Annotated in this window: 15 protein-coding genes; 11 read left to right on the top strand and 4 right to left on the bottom strand. The window is 69.6% G+C overall.

The features are described 5' to 3' along the window. Positions 1 to 116: 116 nt before the first annotated feature. On the bottom strand, positions 117 to 578 hold the full coding sequence (locus tag OG729_RS04590) for a universal stress protein (RefSeq protein WP_360865639.1): 462 nt from the start codon (positions 576 to 578) through the stop codon (positions 117 to 119). A gap of 61 nt (positions 579 to 639) precedes the next feature. Here OG729_RS04590 and lysX point away from each other — a divergent pair, with 61 nt between their 5' ends. Together lysX and OG729_RS04580 are read left to right on the top strand one after the other, a co-directional pair. Next, positions 640 to 3,939 carry a bifunctional lysylphosphatidylglycerol synthetase/lysine--tRNA ligase LysX gene (gene lysX, locus OG729_RS04585; protein ID WP_405804453.1) on the top strand — a complete coding sequence of 1,100 codons (3,300 nt, stop codon included), beginning with the start codon at positions 640 to 642 and terminating at the stop codon, positions 3,937 to 3,939. A gap of 103 nt (positions 3,940 to 4,042) precedes the next feature. Next, positions 4,043 to 4,933, top strand: coding sequence for a polysaccharide deacetylase family protein (locus tag OG729_RS04580; protein WP_405804451.1), 891 nt, complete (start codon positions 4,043 to 4,045; stop codon positions 4,931 to 4,933). 84 nt (positions 4,934 to 5,017) lie between these two features. Here the strand turns inward: OG729_RS04580 and OG729_RS04575 are convergent, their stop codons facing one another. Next, positions 5,018 to 5,665: a class F sortase gene (locus OG729_RS04575; protein ID WP_360865630.1), complete on the bottom strand. Its 648-nt coding sequence runs from the start codon at positions 5,663 to 5,665 to the stop codon at positions 5,018 to 5,020. 303 nt (positions 5,666 to 5,968) lie between these two features. On the opposite strand from OG729_RS04575, the gene OG729_RS04570 reads away from it, so the two are divergent. After that, a complete protein-coding gene (locus tag OG729_RS04570) occupies positions 5,969 to 6,796 on the top strand; it encodes a hypothetical protein (RefSeq protein WP_405804449.1) in 828 nt (275 codons plus the stop codon). A gap of 98 nt (positions 6,797 to 6,894) precedes the next feature. Here the strand turns inward: OG729_RS04570 and OG729_RS04565 are convergent, their stop codons facing one another. Continuing rightward, the gene (locus OG729_RS04565) at positions 6,895 to 7,410 is read right to left on the bottom strand and encodes a hypothetical protein (protein ID WP_405804447.1); all 516 of its coding nucleotides are present in this window, start codon (positions 7,408 to 7,410) and stop codon (positions 6,895 to 6,897) included. 675 nt (positions 7,411 to 8,085) lie between these two features. Between OG729_RS04565 and OG729_RS04560 the strand changes: the two genes are divergently transcribed. The 3 genes from OG729_RS04560 (at position 8,086) to OG729_RS04550 (ending at position 12,275) form a co-directional block, all read left to right on the top strand. Then, positions 8,086 to 9,078 carry an SCO0930 family lipoprotein gene (locus OG729_RS04560; protein ID WP_360865622.1) on the top strand — a complete coding sequence of 331 codons (993 nt, stop codon included), beginning with the start codon at positions 8,086 to 8,088 and terminating at the stop codon, positions 9,076 to 9,078. A 219-nt stretch (positions 9,079 to 9,297) separates the two neighbouring features. Further along, positions 9,298 to 10,110: an SAM-dependent methyltransferase gene (locus OG729_RS04555; protein ID WP_405804445.1), complete on the top strand. Its 813-nt coding sequence runs from the start codon at positions 9,298 to 9,300 to the stop codon at positions 10,108 to 10,110. Beyond that, a complete protein-coding gene (locus OG729_RS04550) occupies positions 10,107 to 12,275 on the top strand; it encodes an EAL domain-containing protein (protein ID WP_360865619.1) in 2,169 nt (722 codons plus the stop codon). The genes OG729_RS04555 and OG729_RS04550 overlap by 4 nt, the downstream gene beginning before the upstream one ends. A 139-nt stretch (positions 12,276 to 12,414) precedes the next feature. On the opposite strand, the gene OG729_RS04545 is transcribed toward OG729_RS04550, so the two are convergent. Continuing rightward, on the bottom strand, positions 12,415 to 13,305 hold the full coding sequence (locus OG729_RS04545) for a LysR family transcriptional regulator (protein WP_405804443.1): 891 nt from the start codon (positions 13,303 to 13,305) through the stop codon (positions 12,415 to 12,417). Between the two features lie 84 nt (positions 13,306 to 13,389). On the opposite strand from OG729_RS04545, the gene OG729_RS04540 reads away from it, so the two are divergent. From OG729_RS04540 to OG729_RS04520, 5 genes are all read left to right on the top strand, one after another. Beyond that, the gene (locus OG729_RS04540; protein WP_405804441.1) at positions 13,390 to 14,133 is read left to right on the top strand and encodes a succinate dehydrogenase cytochrome b subunit; all 744 of its coding nucleotides are present in this window, start codon (positions 13,390 to 13,392) and stop codon (positions 14,131 to 14,133) included. Between the two features lies 1 nt (position 14,134). Further along, positions 14,135 to 16,081, top strand: a complete 1,947-nt coding sequence (locus OG729_RS04535; protein ID WP_405804439.1) for a fumarate reductase/succinate dehydrogenase flavoprotein subunit — start codon at positions 14,135 to 14,137, stop codon at positions 16,079 to 16,081. Next, positions 16,078 to 16,824, top strand: coding sequence for a succinate dehydrogenase/fumarate reductase iron-sulfur subunit (locus OG729_RS04530; protein ID WP_405804438.1), 747 nt, complete (start codon positions 16,078 to 16,080; stop codon positions 16,822 to 16,824). Before OG729_RS04535 ends, OG729_RS04530 begins: the two co-directional genes overlap by 4 nt. A gap of 302 nt (positions 16,825 to 17,126) precedes the next feature. Then, complete coding sequence (locus OG729_RS04525; protein WP_405804437.1) at positions 17,127 to 17,531, top strand: tyrosinase cofactor; 405 nt, start codon at positions 17,127 to 17,129, stop codon at positions 17,529 to 17,531. A 15-nt stretch (positions 17,532 to 17,546) separates the two neighbouring features. After that, positions 17,547 to 18,374, top strand: coding sequence for a tyrosinase MelC2 (locus OG729_RS04520; RefSeq protein WP_360865603.1), 828 nt, complete (start codon positions 17,547 to 17,549; stop codon positions 18,372 to 18,374). Positions 18,375 to 18,510: the final 136 nt, after the last annotated feature.

Here is an 18,510-nt window from a genome sequence, read left to right as displayed (position 1 = left end):
AGACGGCACACCGCTGTCTTCGGCGAGCGGTCGCACGGAGCGACGAATGGTGCGGTGAACGGGCAGCCGGAGGCGACCGGAACAGGCTGCTGCGTCCATGAAGCGCGCCGGCCCTGCTACGGAACGACCGTCACCGGCCAGCGCCCCGCCTTCACCAGCCGGACCGCCACCGAACCGATGATCCGGTGTCCCGCAGACTCCGAGGCCCCGACCACCACGGCGTCCGCCTTCAGCTCGTCGGCCGCGGTGACCAGCCCGCCGTACGGATCACCCCGGAAGGTGTGGAACTCCCAGCGGACGTCCCAGATCCCCCTGACCCGTTCGGCGGCGGAACGGATCTCGGCCACCAGACTCTCGGCGATCTCCCCGGTCGTGTCCGCGACCGGGGCACCCATGGCCGCGCCCGCAGCCATCACCGGCTGGACGTAGACGATGGCGAGCAGGGCGTTCTGCCGACGGGCCAGCCCACCGGCGTACGCCGCCGCCCGCAGGGAGGAGTCGGAACCGTCCAGGCCGACGACGATCACTTTGGGGCCGTCGGTGCCGCGTTCGAACTGCTGGGGCCGCTGCTCTGTCACATCGTCGAGGCTATCCGCTCTCGACAGGCGGCCCGCCGGTGGTCTCCCTAGAGTGCAGACCATGAGTGTCACCTTGGAGGAGGCCACTCCCGTCCGTGGCCACTTGCTGAGCAGAGTGCCCGGCGCTTTCGCGATGTTCTTCGCCGCACTCGGAGTGTTCTGCATCATCCTCGCGCTCATCCCGCCCCTGCGGCCCCTGCTGCGGCCCGTCGCTCTCTTCCTGGACCGCGTCACCGTTCCGGTGAGTGCGAACCTCGCCTACGCCGTCTTTCTGCTGCTGCTCGCCGCGGCCATCGGCGCTCGCAAGAAGGCCGCGTGGTGGCTGGTCATCAGCTATCTGGCCCTGCTGCTGCTCACGGACGTACTGGTGCTGGTCTTCGACTACGACTGGATCTGGATCCCCAATCTGGTGCTGTGCCTGGCCGCGGCGGCGGTGCTCGTCGCGGCGCGCGGGGAGTTCTACGCCCGGACCCGGCGCGGGGCGCTGCGCCGCGCGCTCCTTGTCCTGGTGCTCGGGCTCGCCGCCGGGATCCTGGTCGGGTGGGGTCTCGTGGAGTTGTTCCCCGGCGGACTGCCGCACAATCAGCGTCTGCTGTGGGCCGCCAACCGGGTGCTCGGCGGACTGATCTCCAGCGACGAGTTCGACGGCCGCCCGTCCCGCTTCCTCTTCTTCCTGCTCGGTCTCTTCGGCGCGATCGCCCTGCTCTGCGCGGCAGCCACGCTCTTTCGCTCGCAGCGCATGGAGGCGGCCCTGCACGGCGACGAGGAGCCCCGCATCCGCGCCCTGCTCGGTGCGTACGGCTCCCAGGATTCGCTCGGCTACTTCGCCACCCGCCGCGACAAGGCCGTCGTCTTCTCACCGAGCGGGACGGCCGCCGTCACCTACCGGGTCGAGGCCGGCGTCGCTCTGGCCAGCGGGGATCCGGTGGGTGACCGGGCGGCCTGGACCCCCGCCATCAGGGCCTGGCTGGACGTCGCCAAGCGTTACGCCTGGGCCCCGGCGGTGATGGGCGCGTCCGAGGACGGCGCCAGAGCCTTCGCGCGGTCCGGGCTCGGGGCGATCCAGCTCGGCGACGAGGCGATCCTGCAGGTGGGCCGCTTCGACCTGGACGGCCGCGACATGCGGGTCACCCGCCAGGCCGTGAACCGGGTCAAGCGGACCGGCGCAGGTGTTCAGATCCGCCGGCACTCCGCGCTGTCCGAGGACGAGATGCGGCGCATCGTCGGCAAGGCCGACGCCTGGCGCGACACCGAGACCGAACGGGGCTTCTCCATGGCCCTCGACCGCCTCGGCGACCCCGCCGACGGGGACTGCCTGCTCGTGGAGGCCTTCGACGGGGACGGGGATCTGATCGCCCTGCTCTCCTTCGTGCCCTGGGGCAGGGACGGCGTCTCACTCGACCTGATGCGCCGTGACCGCACCGCCCCCAACGGCGTCATGGAGTTCATGGTCGCCGAACTCTGCGCCCACGCACCCAGGCTCGGCGTACGGCGCATCTCCCTCAACTTCGCCGTCTTCCGGTCCGCCTTCGAGGAGGGCGCCCGCATCGGCGCCGGCCCCGTGCTGCGGATGTGGCGCAGGCTGCTCCTCTTCTTCTCCAAGTGGTGGCAGCTGGAGGCCCTCTACCGGTCCAACGTGAAGTACCAGCCCGAGTGGTATCCGCGCTTCCTCTGCTTCGCGGACGCCGGCTCGCTCGCCCGCGTGGGACTCGCGTCCGGCATCGCCGAGGGTTTCGTCTCCGTACCGAGCCTGCGCAAGCTCTGGGGCAGGGGGCGGGTGAACGGCGTCACCAGCCCCGTCACCACCGCAGGGCTGCCGGCCATCGACGCGCTCGGCCTGGCCGGTCCCGGCACCGGCGTCGCGGCGGGCGAGCAGCGGCTGCCCGAGCAGGTACGCATCCGCCACCGCAAACTGGACCGCCTGCGCGCGGACGGCACCGACCCGTACCCCGTGGGCATCGCCCGGCGCACCCATACGCTCGCCGAGATCCGCGCGGCGAACCCGGCACCCGCACCCGGCACCCGCACCGGTCGGAAGGCCACGGTCGCGGGTCGCGTGATGGTCGTACGAGACCTCGGCGGCGTCGTCTTCGCCGTGCTGCGCGACTGGTCCGGCGATCTCCAGCTCGCCCTCACCCGCGACGACTGCGGCCCGGACGTACTGAAGGGCTTCACCCGCGACGTCGACTTCGGCGACCACATCACCGCCACCGGCGAGATCGGCACCAGCGACAAGGGCGAACTGTCGGTCTTCGTCACTGAGTGGCAGCTGACCGGCAAGTGTCTGCGCCCCTTGCCCGACAAGCGGCGCGGCCTCGCCGATCCCGAGGCCCGGGTGCGCCGCCGCTATCTCGATCTGGTGGCGAGCCCCGGCGCCCGCGATGTCGTACGCCACCGCTCCACCGCCGTCCAGGCGCTGCGAGGGGGCCTGCTGGAGCGCGGCTATCTCGAGGTCGAGACGCCGATGCTGCAACAGATCCACGGGGGCGCCAACGCCCGCCCCTTCACGACCCATATCAACGCCTACGACCTCGACCTCTATCTGCGTATCGCGCCCGAGCTGTATCTGAAGCGACTGTGCGTGGGCGGTATGGAGAAGGTCTTCGAGATGGGCCGCACCTTCCGCAACGAGGGCGTCTCCTACAAGCACAACCCCGAGTTCACGATGCTGGAGGCCTATCAGGCATTCGCCGACTACGACGTGATGCTCGATCTGACCCGTGAGCTGATCCAGGGCGCGGCCACCGCGGCCTTCGGTTCCCCGATCGCGCACAAGGCAGGCCCGGACGGCAGGCTCGTCGAGCACGACATCTCCGGCCCGTGGCCGGTCAGGACGGTGTACGGCGCGGTCTCGGAGGCGCTCGGCGAGGAGATCGACGCCGACACCGACGAGGCCGAGCTCCGCAGGCTCTGCGACCGGGCAGGTGTACCGCACATCCCCGAGGACACCCGTGGCGACGTGGTCCTGGAGATGTACGAGCGCCTGGTCGAGGAGCGGACCAAGATGCCCACCTTCTACAAGGACTTCCCGACCGACGTCTCACCGCTCACCCGCCAGCACCGTCGCGACCCGCGCCTCGCCGAACGCTGGGACCTGGTCGCGTTCGGAACCGAACTTGGCACCGCCTACTCGGAGTTGACCGACCCGGTGGAGCAGCGGCGCAGACTCACCGCCCAGTCCCTGCTCGCCGCGGGCGGCGACCCGGAGGCCATGGAGCTCGACGAGGACTTCCTCGACGCGCTGGAGTACGCGATGCCCCCTACCGGCGGTCTCGGCATCGGGGTCGACCGGCTCGTCATGTTCCTCACTGGTCTCACCATCCGCGAGACGCTGCCCTTCCCGCTGGTCCGCCGCACCTGAGGCCCCGCGCCTGCACCGCTCCCACTGCTCCTATCGGGTACTTTCGCGTGCGAAAACGGTGTTGAAGAGGTGTCCGGGACAACGGCCGTGCGAGCAGTTAGTCATGAAAAAGGATCAGATGCCAGGTCGCCGGTCGGTGCTCCGTATCGCCGCCTGCTTCGGCGCGGCCGCCACCGCGGGGCTGCTCTTCACCGACCGGGAAGCGACCCCCGGCAAGGCGGCCGTCCCCGGCAAGGCGGCACACCCCGGCAAGGCGGCCCTCCCCGGCGAGGGGGGCGTCGCCGGCGCGGCCGGAGGTCCCCGGGCCGCCGCGGGTCCTCCGGTCAAGGCCTCCGCCTACAGGCTGCAGCCCATGACGGCGGCCACACCGCAGCGATACCGCCGAGCCCTGCCGCCGGTGCGCCGACGGCCCTTCGACCGTCTGTCGGGGGTCGGCCGCACGATGGTCCTCACCTTCGACGACGGGCCCGACCGCCGCTATACGCCAGGCATCCTGAGCACCCTGCGCGAGTACAAGGTGCCCGCCGTCTTCTTCGTGTGCGGCGAGATGGCCACCGACAACCGCGATCTGCTCCGGCAGATGGCCGACGACGGGCATGTGGTCGGCAATCACTCGTGGTCGCACCCGCTGATCACCAAGCTCCCGCCGTCCGGGATCCGCGACGAGCTGGGCCGTACGAGCGAGGTCATCGAGCAGGCGCTGGGCGCTCCGCCGCTCTGGTACCGGGCCCCGTACGGAGCGTGGAACAGGCTTTCCTTCGAGATCGGCGCGGAGCTCGGCATGGAGCCGCTGGCCTGGACACTCGACACGCTCGACTGGACCGAGCCCGGCGTGCAGCCCATCGTCGGCCGGGTGCTGGAGGGTGCGGCGCCCGGTGTCGTCGTTCTCTCGCACGACGCGGGCGGCGACCGCTCGCAGAGCGTCGCGGCACTGCGCAGGTATCTCCCTCAGCTGCTCGAGTCCGGGTATCGCTTCACCGTTCCGCGCCGATGAGCCACGCGGCGCCTGTGCCTGCGGCTGCGGCGGCTGCGGCGCTGCTCTGGAGGCCTGCTCTTCGGCTGTTCAACAGGCCCTGAATCAGGCGGTCTTGACCATCCGGGCGAAGACGACGACGTTGCCCGAGTAGCCGTTGGACTTCGTGTAACCGCCGCCGCAGGTGATCACACGCAGTTCGGCGAAGCCGGTGTCGCCGTAGACGCGGGCGCCGGGGAAGTCCTGCTTGGAGAACACCTCGACACCGTAGACCTCGAAGATCGCGGTCTTGCCGTCGAAGCGGCTCACCTCGATGTGCTCCCCCTTCTCGATGGAGCCGAGGCCGTAGAAGACGGCAGGACCGGACAGGTTGTCGACATGGCCGACGAGGACCGCGGTGCCGCGCTGGCCGGGGGCGATGCCGTTCTGGTACCAGCCGGCGATATTGGGGTCCTGGGGCGGCGGGGCCGCGATCCAGCCGTCGTGGTCCAGCCCGACGTTCATGACCGGGGCGTCGACCCTGATCGCGGGAATCCGCACGCGTTCGGCCGGAGCGTAGGGCAGGGACAGCGGGGGGACGAGGGGAGTGAACGTCTCACCGCGGCTCAGTGCGGCAGCCGCAGCCGGCTGGGGCGGGCCCAGGGTGACATCGGCACCGTTGCGCATCAGCGCCATGCCGCTGAGCATGGCAAGGGCCAGTACGCCCCAGGGCGAGCGTTTCCTCGACTTCGAGCCGCTGTAGTACTCGCCCATGATTCTCCCTATTCGTCCGGCACCTGTTGGCACGCTAAGTGAGCCTCGCGGGTGCGGCGAGGAGGGAAGGGCGAACGGGTGGCGGGCGCGAGCGGTGCTGCCCCATTCGAGTAATCAGCGGATAAAACTTCTGACGGTCTGTGACCTGCGACTCCGTCAGATCGTCCGGCGTGTCGCCTCACCGGGGTGGACCAGCGCCGAAATGCGCGGAATGTTGGGTCCAGTGAGGGTTCGTCATGGAAGACGTACTCGTCGAATCTCCCGGAGCGCCGCTTTGGGGCGTCTTCCTCAGGAGGTTCTACGATGCGTGCTTCACGCGCTCTCGCAGCGGCCGCGGCCGCCTGCGCGGCCGTCGGGCTCTCTGCCCCGCTGGCCGCCGCGGGCGGCGACCGTCAGGACATCGGCCCGACCAGCGTCACCGTCAGTCCGCAAGCCGTCCACCAGGGCAGCACCTTGACGATCACCGTCCGGGGCTGCAACCGCGGTGGCACGGTCACGTCCAACGCCTTCCCCACGACCAATCTCTCCTCAAACCGCAATGGCATCTCGACCGCCATCGCGCGGATCCACGACGATGCTGCGCCGGGTCAGTACAACCTGGCGGTCAGGTGCAGCAACAACCAGAACGGCAACCAGGGTGGCGATGGCCGGGGGAACGGCAGCCAGGGTGAGGACGCCCGGGGCGACAACAACCAGGGTGGCGACGGCCGCGGCGACAACGACCTGGGCGACAACAACCTGGGCGGTGACGGTCGAGGCGACAACAACCAGGGTGGCGACGGTCGAGGGAACAACAACCAGGGTGGCGACGGTCGGGGCAACAACAACCAGGGTGGCGACGGTCGGGGCAACAACAACCTGGGCGGCGACGGTCGGGGCAACAACAACCTGGGCGGCGACGGTCGGGGAAACAACAACCAGGGTGGCGACGGTCGGGGCAACAACAACCAGCGGGTGGCGACCGCTCAGTTCACCGTGCTCGCGGGCCGTGGCGCGCTCGGCGGCCTCGGCGGCTCGGTGGGACCCAGCTCCACCGAGATGGCGATCGGAGCGGGCCTGGTCGTCACGGCGGCCGTCGGCGGCACGCTGTTTGTCGCACGCCGTCGCCGTTCGGTCAGCGGAAAGGCCTGACCGGCCGAACCTCCCGGTCGGCCGGAACCGCCCGTAGCCCCGAGTCCGGGTCAGGACTCGGGGCTACGGGCGTTCGCGGCGTCTGTGCGGGGGCGTGGTCAGTGCTGGCGGCTGTGCGAGCGCCTGCGAATGACGAAGAAGGTGGCGGTGGCCGCGGCCACCACCAGCGCGGAGCCGCCGGCGATCTCCGCGGGGTTCATGCTCCCGACACTGCCGCCGAGCCCACCCCTGACGCCCTGGGGCGTGACGGTGGAGCGGGTGGTGGGGGTGGACCTGCCACCGGTGATGGTGAGATTGAACGACCCCGTCCCCTGCCCGGGGCAGTTGAACTGGACCGAGTACTGGGCGCCAGGCCTGGCGTCGAGATCGACCGTTGCGCCGGCGGAGCTGCCGGGGCTGATGCTGACGGTGTCGAACACCCCGGAGGCGGCTGTAGCCGTGGTGTTGCACCCGCTGGCGGACAGGGTGACGCGCCCGCCCGGCGAGACGGTCGACGGGGTGATGGTGAAGATGGGCGAGGTCCCTTTGTCGTCGGCGGCCGTCGCGGTGGGGGCGGTCAGGGCGAGTGAGGCCACTCCCAGCAGAGCGGCGGATGCGACACGTATCGCGCGCATGGTCAATCCTCCGGGTCTCCGAGGGGCAGCTGCGGAACCGATTTCCACAAATGGCGGGGAATGCACCTCGATGATCGAAACGCTAAGAGAGTCGGTTATGGCCCGCGATCCCTGTCCGGCGAATGGGGTATAGGTGTCCCCCGTGCGGCGGACTGCGGGGCGCGTCACGACGTCATGTCCGCCGCAGGATGAGAAGGGGACGGGGCGAGCTGGGGCCTCGGGGCCTCCGGGTTATTCGGCCCTGCCACGGGGGCCGCGGGCCCTCGGCCGAACGGGTGGCTGCTGGTGCGGACCGGCGTCCCACAACCTGGCCCACGGCGCCGCGGGGCGCGTCGCTCATCGCGCTCCGAGTGTGCCGCGCACGGCGCCGCGGGCGCCTCGCTCACCGCCCTCCGAGTGTGCCGCGCACGGCGCCGCGGGCGCCTCGCTCACCGCCCTCCGAGTGCGTCGCCCACCGCGCCGCGAGTGACTGGCGGAGCCAGTGGGGCGGATGAGATCCAGCCATTCCGTCTTGGGGTGAATTCCCCTGGTGACAGCGGGATTTCGATGGTTCGCGTTCGCGACTCAGAAGAATTTTTCGAGCGCGTTGAACACATCGCGCCTCCGTGTCCGTACCTAGGGCCATGAACGGCGCACCCAGGCGTCGCAACAGGCTCGATGACAACGGGAGTGGAAATGAACACCTGGCGTAACGCCTCGCTCGCGGTGACTGCGGCGGCCGTACTCGCGCTGACGACGGCGTGCGGTCAGGAGAAGGGCAACGAGACCCCCAATGGTCAGGCGGTCGGCGCGGCCAACCCGGCGGACAGCGGTTATGGCTCCGGCTACGGAACGGGCGCCGGGGCGGCCAGCGCCCAGGGTGTGGCCGCGAAGCCGGCCGGACAGCTGGCCGTCTGGGACAGCAAGGAACTCGGAAAGGTCGTCACCGACAGCGCCGGCTTCACTCTCTACCGCTTCGACAAGGACACCGCCAGCCCGCCGAAGTCGAATTGCGAAGGCGAGTGCGCGAAGAAGTGGCCCGTCGTGGCAGCGGGCGGCGCCTCGGCAGCGCCCGGCACCGACGCATCGCTGATCGGCGAGGTGACCCGGGCCGACGGCACCAAGCAGCTCACCATCGGTGGCTGGCCGATGTACCGCTACGCGCAGGACGCCAAGCCGGGCGACGCCAAGGGCCAGGGTGTGGGCGGCACTTGGTATGCCGCCGCCCCCGACGGCAAGAAGGCGGCCGGCGGTGAAGGGGCGGGCTCCGGCTCGGGCTCCGACTACGGCGACGGTGGCGAGGAGGCCGGTGGCGAGCAGGCGGACCTCGCGGGACTCTCGGTCCGCAAGGACCCCAAGCTCGGCGAGATCATCGTCGACAAGAACGGCATGACCGTCTACCGGTTCAAGAAAGACTCCGCCTGGCCCATGAAGTCGGCCTGCGTCGGCGATTGCCTCAAGAAGTGGCCGGTTGTCGCCCCCGTCGAGAAGAACGACACCGAGGGAATCATCAAGAAGGGCTTCGTCACCTTCAACCGTCCCGACGGAATCAAGCAGCAGTCCATCGACTGCTGGCCGATCTACACCTTCGCGGGCGACGCCAAGCCTGGTGACACCAACGGCCAGGGCGTTGGCGGCACTTGGTACGCCGTTTCTCCCCAGGGCAAGCTGGTCGGAGCGCCCAAGTAGTCCCCACGCTGCGCCTCCGGCCCGGCCGGCCCGTCTCACGCCCCCTGCGTGATGGCGGGCCGGTTGTTATGTGCCTCTGGCGAGTGCCGGCGTGTGACCAAGAACGGACCGCTAATTTCCGTTTGGGCTCGCTCTCTTGGCGGGCGATCAGTAGCCTCGGCTCGAACACTGGCCATGGACATGGCCGAACTCCCCCGTGGCGACTTGTTGGAGACATCGATGGAGCGTCCCGCCTGGGCCCCGCAGGGCATTGACATATCGGTGCCGAGCGTGTCCCGCATTTACGACTACTACCTGGGCGGCTCGCACAATTTCGAAGTGGACCGGGAAGCGGCGCGCAAGGCGATGGAGTTCATGCCGGGCCTCCCCAAGATCATGCAGGCGAACCGCGCCTTCATGCGTCGGGCCGTGAATTATGCGGTGAGCGAGGGCGTCACCCAGTTCCTCGACATCGGATCCGGCATTCCGACCTTCGGCAATGTCCATGAAGTGGCTCTCGGGGCCAGCGCCGACTCCCGTATCGTCTACGTCGACCACGACCCGGTCGCCGTCGCGCACAGCCGGTCGGTACTGGAGGGCAATGAGCAGACGGCCGTCGTCTCCGCCGATCTGCGCAAGCCCCGGCAGATACTCGACAGCCCCGAAGTGACCGGACTGCTGGATCTGGAGCGGCCGGTGGCGCTACTCCTCGTCGCTGTGCTCCACTTCGTCGAGCACGAGGACGACCCGCAGGCCGCCGTAGCGGAGCTGCGGGACGCGCTGGCCCCCGGCAGCCTCCTCGTCGTCACCCACGCCTCGTACGAAGGAGTCCCGGTGTCGGAGGAGCAGGCGGGCGGCGCCGTCGGCGTCTACCGGAACATACGCAACCCGCTGATCATGCGCTCGCGCGAGGAGATCGCGCGGTTCTTCGAGGGGTACGAGATGATCGAGCCCGGTCTGGTGCCCATGCCGCACTGGCGGCCCGGCACTCCCGCCGAGCAGGAGGACCCATATGCCTTCTCGGGCTTCGCCGGGGTGGGGCGCAAGGCGTGAAGGCGTCGTCGCAGGCGCCGGGTACCGCGGCGGACCCGGATGGCCTGGAGGACAGACTCCGCAGATTCGCGACGATCTGGAGCCGGGCGATCTTTCCGGTGACGGCCACCTCGCTGACCAGGCCCGAGCTCGAAGAGCATCTGCTGCCGATGGCCCGGACGCTGAGCGCGGCGCTGCATGCGCGTCCCTTCGAGCCGCAGGCGGCTCATCGCGTCGGAACCGCCCTCGTCCAGGCCCACTGCACCGACGCGGAAGCGCTCAGCCGCACGCTGGGCGTCATCGACGCGTATCTGGTGCTGTACTGCGGCAGCGGTGATCCCGAGCCGACGGCCGAGGAGAGCCGGGCTCGCTGTGCCCGGCTGCAGCACGCGCTGGCCGCTGGCTTCGCGCAGGGGCTGCGCGAGCGCACGCTGGCCGAGCAGGAGGCCATCGCCCGCTCCTCGCTGCTGGCCCGCAGCGACGCGGTGCAGGCGCTGCACGCCACCGAGGCCCGCTTCCGTGCGGTGTTCGAGGGGGCCGCGATCGGCATCGGCATCGCCGACCTCGAAGGCAATGTGCTGGAGGTCAACGAGACCCTGACGCGGATGTTCGGCGGCCTTGAGCACCATGTGCGTGGCCGGAAGGTGACCGAGTGGTCCCATCCCGAGGACCGGCCCCATGTCTGGCAGCTCTACCGTGAGCTGGTGCGCGGGGAGCGCGAGCACTTCCGGGTCGAGAAGCCGTTCTTCCGCAATGACGGCACCGTGCTCTGGACCAATCTGACGGTCTCTCTGCTGCGGGACGCCGAAGGCCGGCCGCAGTACCAGCTGGCGCTGATGGAGGACACCACGGAGCGTCGGCTGCTCAATCTGCGGCTGCGCTACGAGGCCACGCACGACGCCCTGACCGGGCTGCCCAACCGGACGCTGTTCTTCGAGCGGCTGGAGAAGGCACTCTCCGGCGGCGAGGGCTCACGCTTCGGGCTCTGCTATCTCGACCTCGACGGCTTCAAGGCGATCAACGACAGCCTGGGCCATGCGACGGGGGACCGGCTGCTGGTGGAGGTGGCGGACCGGCTGCAGAGCTGCGCCACCGCGCCGGGCGAGATGGTGGCGCGCATCGGCGGCGACGAGTTCGTCGCGCTGACCACCGGGCCCGAGACCCAGCGCGAGGTCGACGATCTCGCGACCCGAATCCTCGCCGCGCTCGCCTCGCCCATCAGCGTCGACGGCCGCGAGTTCACGGTCCGCGGGAGCATCGGCATCGTGGAGGGCCCGGCGGGTGAGCGCACCACCGCCGAGGTGCTGCGCAGCGCCGACATCACGATGTACCGGGCCAAGTCCGCGGGCGGCAACCGCTTCGAGCTGGCAGACCCGGAGGCGGACGCCCGCGCTATCACCCGGCACGGCCTGACCACCGCGCTCCCGGCGGCGCTGGAGCGCGGTGAGTTCTTCATCGAGTACCAGCCGCTGGTGCATCTGGGTGACGGAAGCGTGCACGGGGCCGAGGCGCTGGTGCGCTGGTGCCATCCGCAGCATGGCGTGCTCGGGCCGGATCAGTTCATTCCGCTTGCCGAGCACACCGGACTGATCGTGCCACTGGGTCGCTGGGTGCTCCAGGAGGCCGTACGCCAGGCGAGATACTGGCAGGAACGCCACTCCGACGGCGGTCCCCTGCGGATCAATGTCAACCTCTCGCCCACCCAGCTGCACCACCCTGGGCTGGTGGCCGAGACGGTCGACGTGCTTGAGCGCTCCGGCCTCGCACCGGGTGCGCTCTGCCTCGAGGTGACCGAGTCCGCGCTGATCGGCGCCGACGAGGATCTGCTCAAGCCGCTGCGCCAACTCGCCGAGATGGGCGTGGACATCGCGCTCGACGACTTCGGCACGGGCTACTCGAACCTCGCCAATCTGCGCCGGCTGCCGGTGAGCGTCCTCAAGCTGGACCGCTCCTTCACCCAGGGCATGCAGCGGCATCCGGCCGACCCCGTCGATCTGAAGATCGTCGAAGGAATCGTCTCACTCGCGCACAGCCTCCAACTGGCCGTGACGGTCGAGGGGGTGGAGACGGGCGCCCAGGCGGAACAGCTGCGGGAGCTGGGCTGCGACACGGCCCAGGGCTGGTACTACGCCCGCCCGGGCCCGCCGGACAAACTGCACGCCCTGTCCCTGGCGGACGCGGTGTAGCTGTCCCGGGCCCGGGGCGCCACCCCGGACCTGCTCCCCAATCGCCGGACGGGCTGAATTTTCAGCCCGTCTGAGGGTTCCCCCGGACGAAGTCCGGGGGAGATCGAGGACAGCGCGGCCGAAGGCCGCGCAACCCGTACTACGGCACCGCCGTCCGTGAGGCGAGCAGCACCTGCTGGAGCTCACGCGCCGCCCGCGGCGGAGCCACATCGCTGCGGTGCGCGAGCGCGATCGTGCGCCGCAGGCCCGGCTGGGCCAGCGCGGTCGTCCGCAGATCGCGCCCCGCCCGGTCCGCGACCATCCGTGGCACCACCGCGACGCCGAGCCCCGCCCGTACGAAGCCGAGCACCGCGTCCATCTCGCCGCCCTCCACGGTGAAGCTCGGCTCGAAGCCCTCGGCCCGGCACGCGGCGACCGTCAGCTCGCGCAGGTCGTAGCCGTGCCGGAACATCACCAGTGGCTCGTCGCGCAGATCGGCGATCCGCACCGGCCCCCTGGGGGCCTTCGCCGCGGCCGAGGACACCACCACCAGATCCTCCCGCAGCAGTTCGACGGTGGTCAGCGCGGGCGAAGCGGGTGGCAGCGGCAGCACGATCAGGGCCAGATCGAGGGCGCCCCGGGCCAACTCCCGTACGAGATCGTGTGATCCGCCCTCCTCGATCAGCAGCTGGATTCCGGGGTGCAGCCGGTGGAAGGCGCGCAGCACGTCGGGGAGTAGACCGGTGCACAGGCTCGGTGTCGCGCCGAGCCTGACCCGGCCGCGGCGCAGCTGTACCAGCTCCTGCACCTCGTGCCGTGCGGTATCGGCGTCGGCGAGGATCCGGCGGGCCAGCGGGAGGAGCGCCTCGCCCGCGTCGGTCAGGGCGATATTGCCGCGGGCGCGGCTGAAGAGGTCGGCTCCGAGCTCCTTCTCCAGCGCCCGGATCTGCTGGGAGAGCGAGGGCTGGGAGACATGGACGCGCTCGGCGGCATGGGTGAAGTGCCGGGTCTCGGCGACCGCCACGAAGTAGAGAAGCTGCTGGAACTGCATGGGAACCACGATAGGTCATGCCTATGGATATGAACCAGATCATGTCTTGGACCTCTGGAGGTCCCTGGCCCTAGCGTTCCTGGCATGGCTCTGGCAACGCGGACGGATCGAAAATCGTCGGACCGGTCCTCGGATCGGTCCGCGGACGGAAAACCGTCCCCCACGCGCACCTTCTGGGGATCGACGGTCGGCAAGAAGACGGTCATGGCAGTGAGCGGCCTGATCATGCTCGGCTATCTGCTCGCGCATGTGATGGGCAACCTCAAGGTCTTCTTCGGACCGGAAGAGTTCAACGGCTACGGCCACTGGCTGCGCACCATGGGTGAGCCGGTCCTGCACTACGAGTGGGGCCTGTGGATCGTCCGCGTGGTGCTGCTCGCCGCCGTCGTGGCGCACGCCGTCTCGGCGTACCAGCTGAGCAGGCGGGACCTGCGGGCCAGGCCCACCCGGTACGTACACAAGCGGCGCCGCGCGAGCTACGCCACCCGCACCATGCGCTGGGGCGGTGTCATCGTGGCGCTGTTCATCGTCTGGCATCTGCTCGACCTGACGACGCTGACGGTCAACGAGAACGCCCAACCCGGCCATCCGTACGAGAACGTCGTGGCGACCTTCTCCACCTGGTACGGCAATGTCATCTACATCGTCGCGATGCTCGCCGTCGGACTGCACATCCGGCACGGCTTCTGGAGCGCCGCCCAGACCCTCGGCGTCGGCAACGCCACCCGCGACCGTGTGCTCAAGACCGTCGCCAACGCCCTCGCGTTCGTACTGACCGCGGGCTTCATCTCCGTACCCGTCGCCGTCATGACCAAAGTGGTGAGCTGACATGAGCTACCAGCACTACGAGACCGGCGCGCCGATCGCCGATACGACGGCCCCCGACGGGCCCATCGCCGAGCGCTGGGACCGCCGGCGCTTCGAGGCCAAGCTGGTCAACCCGGCCAACCGCCGCAAGCACACCGTCATCGTCGTCGGCACGGGACTCGCGGGCGGCGCGGCGGGCGCGACACTGGCCGAACAGGGCTACCACGTCGAGCAGTTCTGCTACCAGGACTCGCCGCGCCGGGCGCACTCCATTGCCGCCCAGGGCGGGATCAACGCCGCGAAGAACTACCGCAACGACGGCGACTCGATCCACCGGCTGTTCTACGACACCGTCAAGGGCGGCGACTTCCGCGCCCGTGAGTCCAACGTCCACCGGCTCGCCCAGATCTCGGTTGAGATCATCGACCAGTGCGTGGCCCAGGGCGTTCCGTTCGCCCGCGAGTACGGCGGACTGCTCGACACCCGTTCCTTCGGCGGCGTCCAGGTGTCACGGACCTTCTACGCCCGCGGCCAGACGGGACAGCAACTGCTGCTCGGTGCCTACCAGGCGCTTTCCCGTCAGATCGCCGCGGGCACGGTGACCCTGCACGCCCGCACCGAGATGCTCGATCTGATCGTCGTTGACGGGCGGGCCCGCGGCATCGTCGCCCGCGATCTGATCAGCGGGGAGATCTCCACGTACTTCGCCGACGCCGTGGTCCTGGCCACGGGCGGCTACGGCAATGTCTTCTATCTGTCGACGAACGCCATGAACAGCAATGCCACCGCCATCTGGCGCGCCCACCGGCGCGGCGCCTACTTCGCCAACCCCTGCTTCACCCAGATCCACCCCACCTGCATCCCGCGCACCGGAGACCATCAGCCCAAGCTGACCCTGATGAGCGAGTCGCTGCGCAACGACGGACGCATCTGGGTGCCGAAGGCGCGCGGGGACGCGCGGCCGCCGAGCGAGATCCCCGAGGACGAGCGCGACTACTACCTGGAGCGGATCTATCCCTCCTTCGGCAATCTCGTCCCGCGCGACATCGCCTCGCGCGCCGCGAAGAACGTCTGTGACGAGGGCCGCGGCGTGGGCCCCGGCGGGCAGGGTGTGTACCTGGACTTCGCCGACGCGATCTCCCGGATGGGCCGGGCGAAGGTCGAGGAGAAGTACGGCAACCTCTTCGAGATGTACGAGCGGATCACCGCGGAGAATCCGTACGAGGTGCCCATGCGGATCTATCCCGCCGTGCACTACACGATGGGCGGACTCTGGGTCGACTACGACCTGCAGACCACCGTCCCGGGCCTCTTCGCCATCGGCGAGGCCAACTTCTCGGACCACGGCGCGAACCGGCTGGGTGCCTCGGCGCTGATGCAGGGCCTGGCGGACGGGTACTTCGTGCTGCCGTCCACGATCAACGACTACCTGGCGCGAAACCCGATGGGCGAGAGCGTCGATGCCTCGCACCCGGCGGTGGCGGAAGTGCTCGCCGAGACCGAGGACCGGCTGAACCTGTTGCTCGCAGTCGACGGCGACCGCACCCCCGACTCCTTCCACCGTGAACTCGGCGAGCTCATGTGGGAGTTCTGCGGCATGGCGCGCACGGACGAGGGCCTGCGCAAGGCGCTCGGCCGCATCCCGCAGCTTCGCGAGGAGTTCTGGCGCCGCATCAAGGTGCCGGGCACCGGTGAGGAGTTCAACCAGTCGCTGGAGAAGGCGAACCGCATCGTCGACTATCTGGAGCTCGCCGAGCTGATGTGCCTCGACGCGCTGCACCGGTCCGAGTCCTGCGGCGGCCACTTCCGCGAGGAGTCCCAGACCCCGGACGGCGAGGCCGCGCGCCGGGACGAGGAGTTCTCGTACGCCGCCGCCTGGGAGTTCGCGGGTACGCAGTCGGCTCCCGTCCTGCACAAGGAAGACCTCGTCTTCGAGTACGTCCACCCCACTCAGCGGAGCTACGCATGAAGCTCAACCTGCGCGTCTGGCGGCAGAAGAACGCCGACGCCGACGGTGCCATGTCCACCTACGAGGTGGACGGAATCTCCCGCGACATGTCCTTCCTGGAGATGCTCGACACCCTCAACGAGGAGCTCATCCTGCGCGGTGAGGACCCGGTCGCCTTCGACCACGACTGCCGTGAAGGGATCTGCGGCGCGTGCAGCCTGGTCATCAACGGCGACGCGCACGGCCCAGAGCGCACCACCACCTGCCAGCTCCATATGCGCTCCTTCCAGGACGGCGACACCATCGACGTGGAGCCGTGGCGGGCCGCCGCGTTCCCAGTGGTCAAGGACCTCGTCGTGGACCGGTCCGCCTTCGACCGGATCATTCAGGCGGGTGGCTACATCACCGCCCCGACCGGCGCCGCCCCCGAGGCGCACGCGACGCCCGTCCCGAAGCCGGACGCCGACTTCGCCTTCGAGCACGCGGAATGCATCGGCTGCGGCGCCTGCGTCGCGGCCTGCCCCAACGGCTCGGCGATGCTGTTCACCTCGGCGAAGATCAACCACCTCAAAGTGCTGCCGCAGGGCGCACCGGAGCGCGAGAGCCGGGTGCTCGACATGGTCGCGACGATGGACGAGGAGGGCTTCGGCGGCTGCACGCTGACGGGCGAATGCGCCACCGCCTGCCCGAAGGGCATCCCGCTCCCGTCGATCGCGGCGATGAACAAGGAGTGGCTGCGGGCCACCCGGAAGGCACGTCGCTGAGGCGGGGTTCCGGTCAGCTTTCGGGTGTGAGGCCGACCACGCCTGCCTGCCCCCAGCAACAAAGTATTCACACAACTGCCACATTCGCCGGAGGATTTACGCTTCTGGCAGCGTGCGGGCGCGTGGACAGCAAGATCAACTTTGTTCAACTCTGCACTGCATATCTTGACATGTCCGCTTAGTAGCCAACCAATACCCGGAGATTTCAGCGGGACTCGGGTCAGCCGGTAGGCATGGCCGGGTCACGGCGATTGACCACGCCGGTGACCGACCGAACCACTGCAATCCCTGGGGGTTTTGCCATGCCAGAAATCACCCGCCGACGCGCCCTGGGCGCGGCCGCAGGAGCGGCCGCCGCTCTCGCCGTAGCGGGCACCGCCGCCGCTGCCGTGCGGACTGTGCCCACCGCAGGTGATCCTGCGTCCTTCGACGAGGTCTACCAGGGCCGTCGTATACAGGGCGCGCCTTCGCCGGGCGGCGGCCACGGCGGACACGAGGGACACGGCGGACATGGCGGACATGGCGGGCACGGAGGCGGCTACACGGTCCGCATAGACGGCGAGGAACTGCACGTCATGCGCAACGCCGACGGCACCTGGATCAGCGTCGTCAACCACTACGAGACGTTCGCCACGCCCCGCGCAGTGGCCCGCGCCGCCGTACTGGAACTCCAGGGCGCCCAGCTCGTCCCCCTCGCCGTCGCCTGATCCGGGAGCACCGCCATGACCGTACGCAAGAACCAGGCCCAGCTCACCGCCACCGAGAAGCGGAGCTTCGTCGACGCGCTGCTCGCGCTCAAGCGCAATGGGCAGTACGACACCTTCGTCACCACCCACAACGCCTTCATCATGAGCGACACCGACAACGGGGACCGCGTCGGGCACCGTTCGCCCTCGTTCCTGCCCTGGCACCGCCGATTCCTCATCCAGTTCGAGCAGGCGCTTCAGGCCGTCGACCCTTCGGTGGCGCTCCCGTACTGGGACTGGACCGCGGACCGCACCGCGGCATCCTCGCTCTGGGCGGCCGACTTCCTCGGCGGCACCGGCCGCAGCAGGGACGGCCAGGTGATGGAGGGCCAGTTCGCCTTCGCCGCCGGCAGGTGGCCGGTGAACGTCCGCGTGGACGGACGCGGCTTTCTGCGCCGGGACCTGGGCGCCGGCGGACGGCAGCTGCCGACCCGGGCCGAGGTCGACTCCGTACTCGCCATGACCACCTATGACGCCCCGCCGTGGAACAGCGCGTCGAACAGCTTCCGCAACCACCTGGAGGGCTGGCGCGGCGTCAATCTGCACAACCGGGTGCACGTCTGGGTCGGCGGTCAGATGGCCACCGGCGTCTCCCCGAACGACCCGGTGTTCTGGCTGCACCACGCCTTCATAGACAAGCTCTGGGCCGACTGGCAGGCACGCCACCCCGGCTCGCCGTACCTCCCGGCCGCAGGCACGGCCAATGTCGTGGACCTCAACGACACGATGCGCCCCTGGAACGACGTGACCCCCGCGGACATGCTGGACCACACGCGTTACTACACCTTCGACACGGCGGCCTAGCCGGGACTCAGGTCGCTGGGGTCAAGGACCGCGAGAGACAGGGCGCGGTGCGGCTGCCGCCCGCCCGCGCCACCTCCGCCGGGTCGCTCGCGGCGACGATCCGGCCGCCCTCGTCGCCGCCGCCGAGACTCGATGA

The sequence above is a fragment of the Streptomyces sp. NBC_00210 genome (genome assembly GCF_045160975.1).
Taxonomy (GTDB): domain Bacteria; phylum Actinomycetota; class Actinomycetes; order Streptomycetales; family Streptomycetaceae; genus Streptomyces.
The sequence above is the reverse complement of the archived record's forward strand: the minus strand, read 5'-3'. Positions and strand labels throughout refer to the sequence as shown.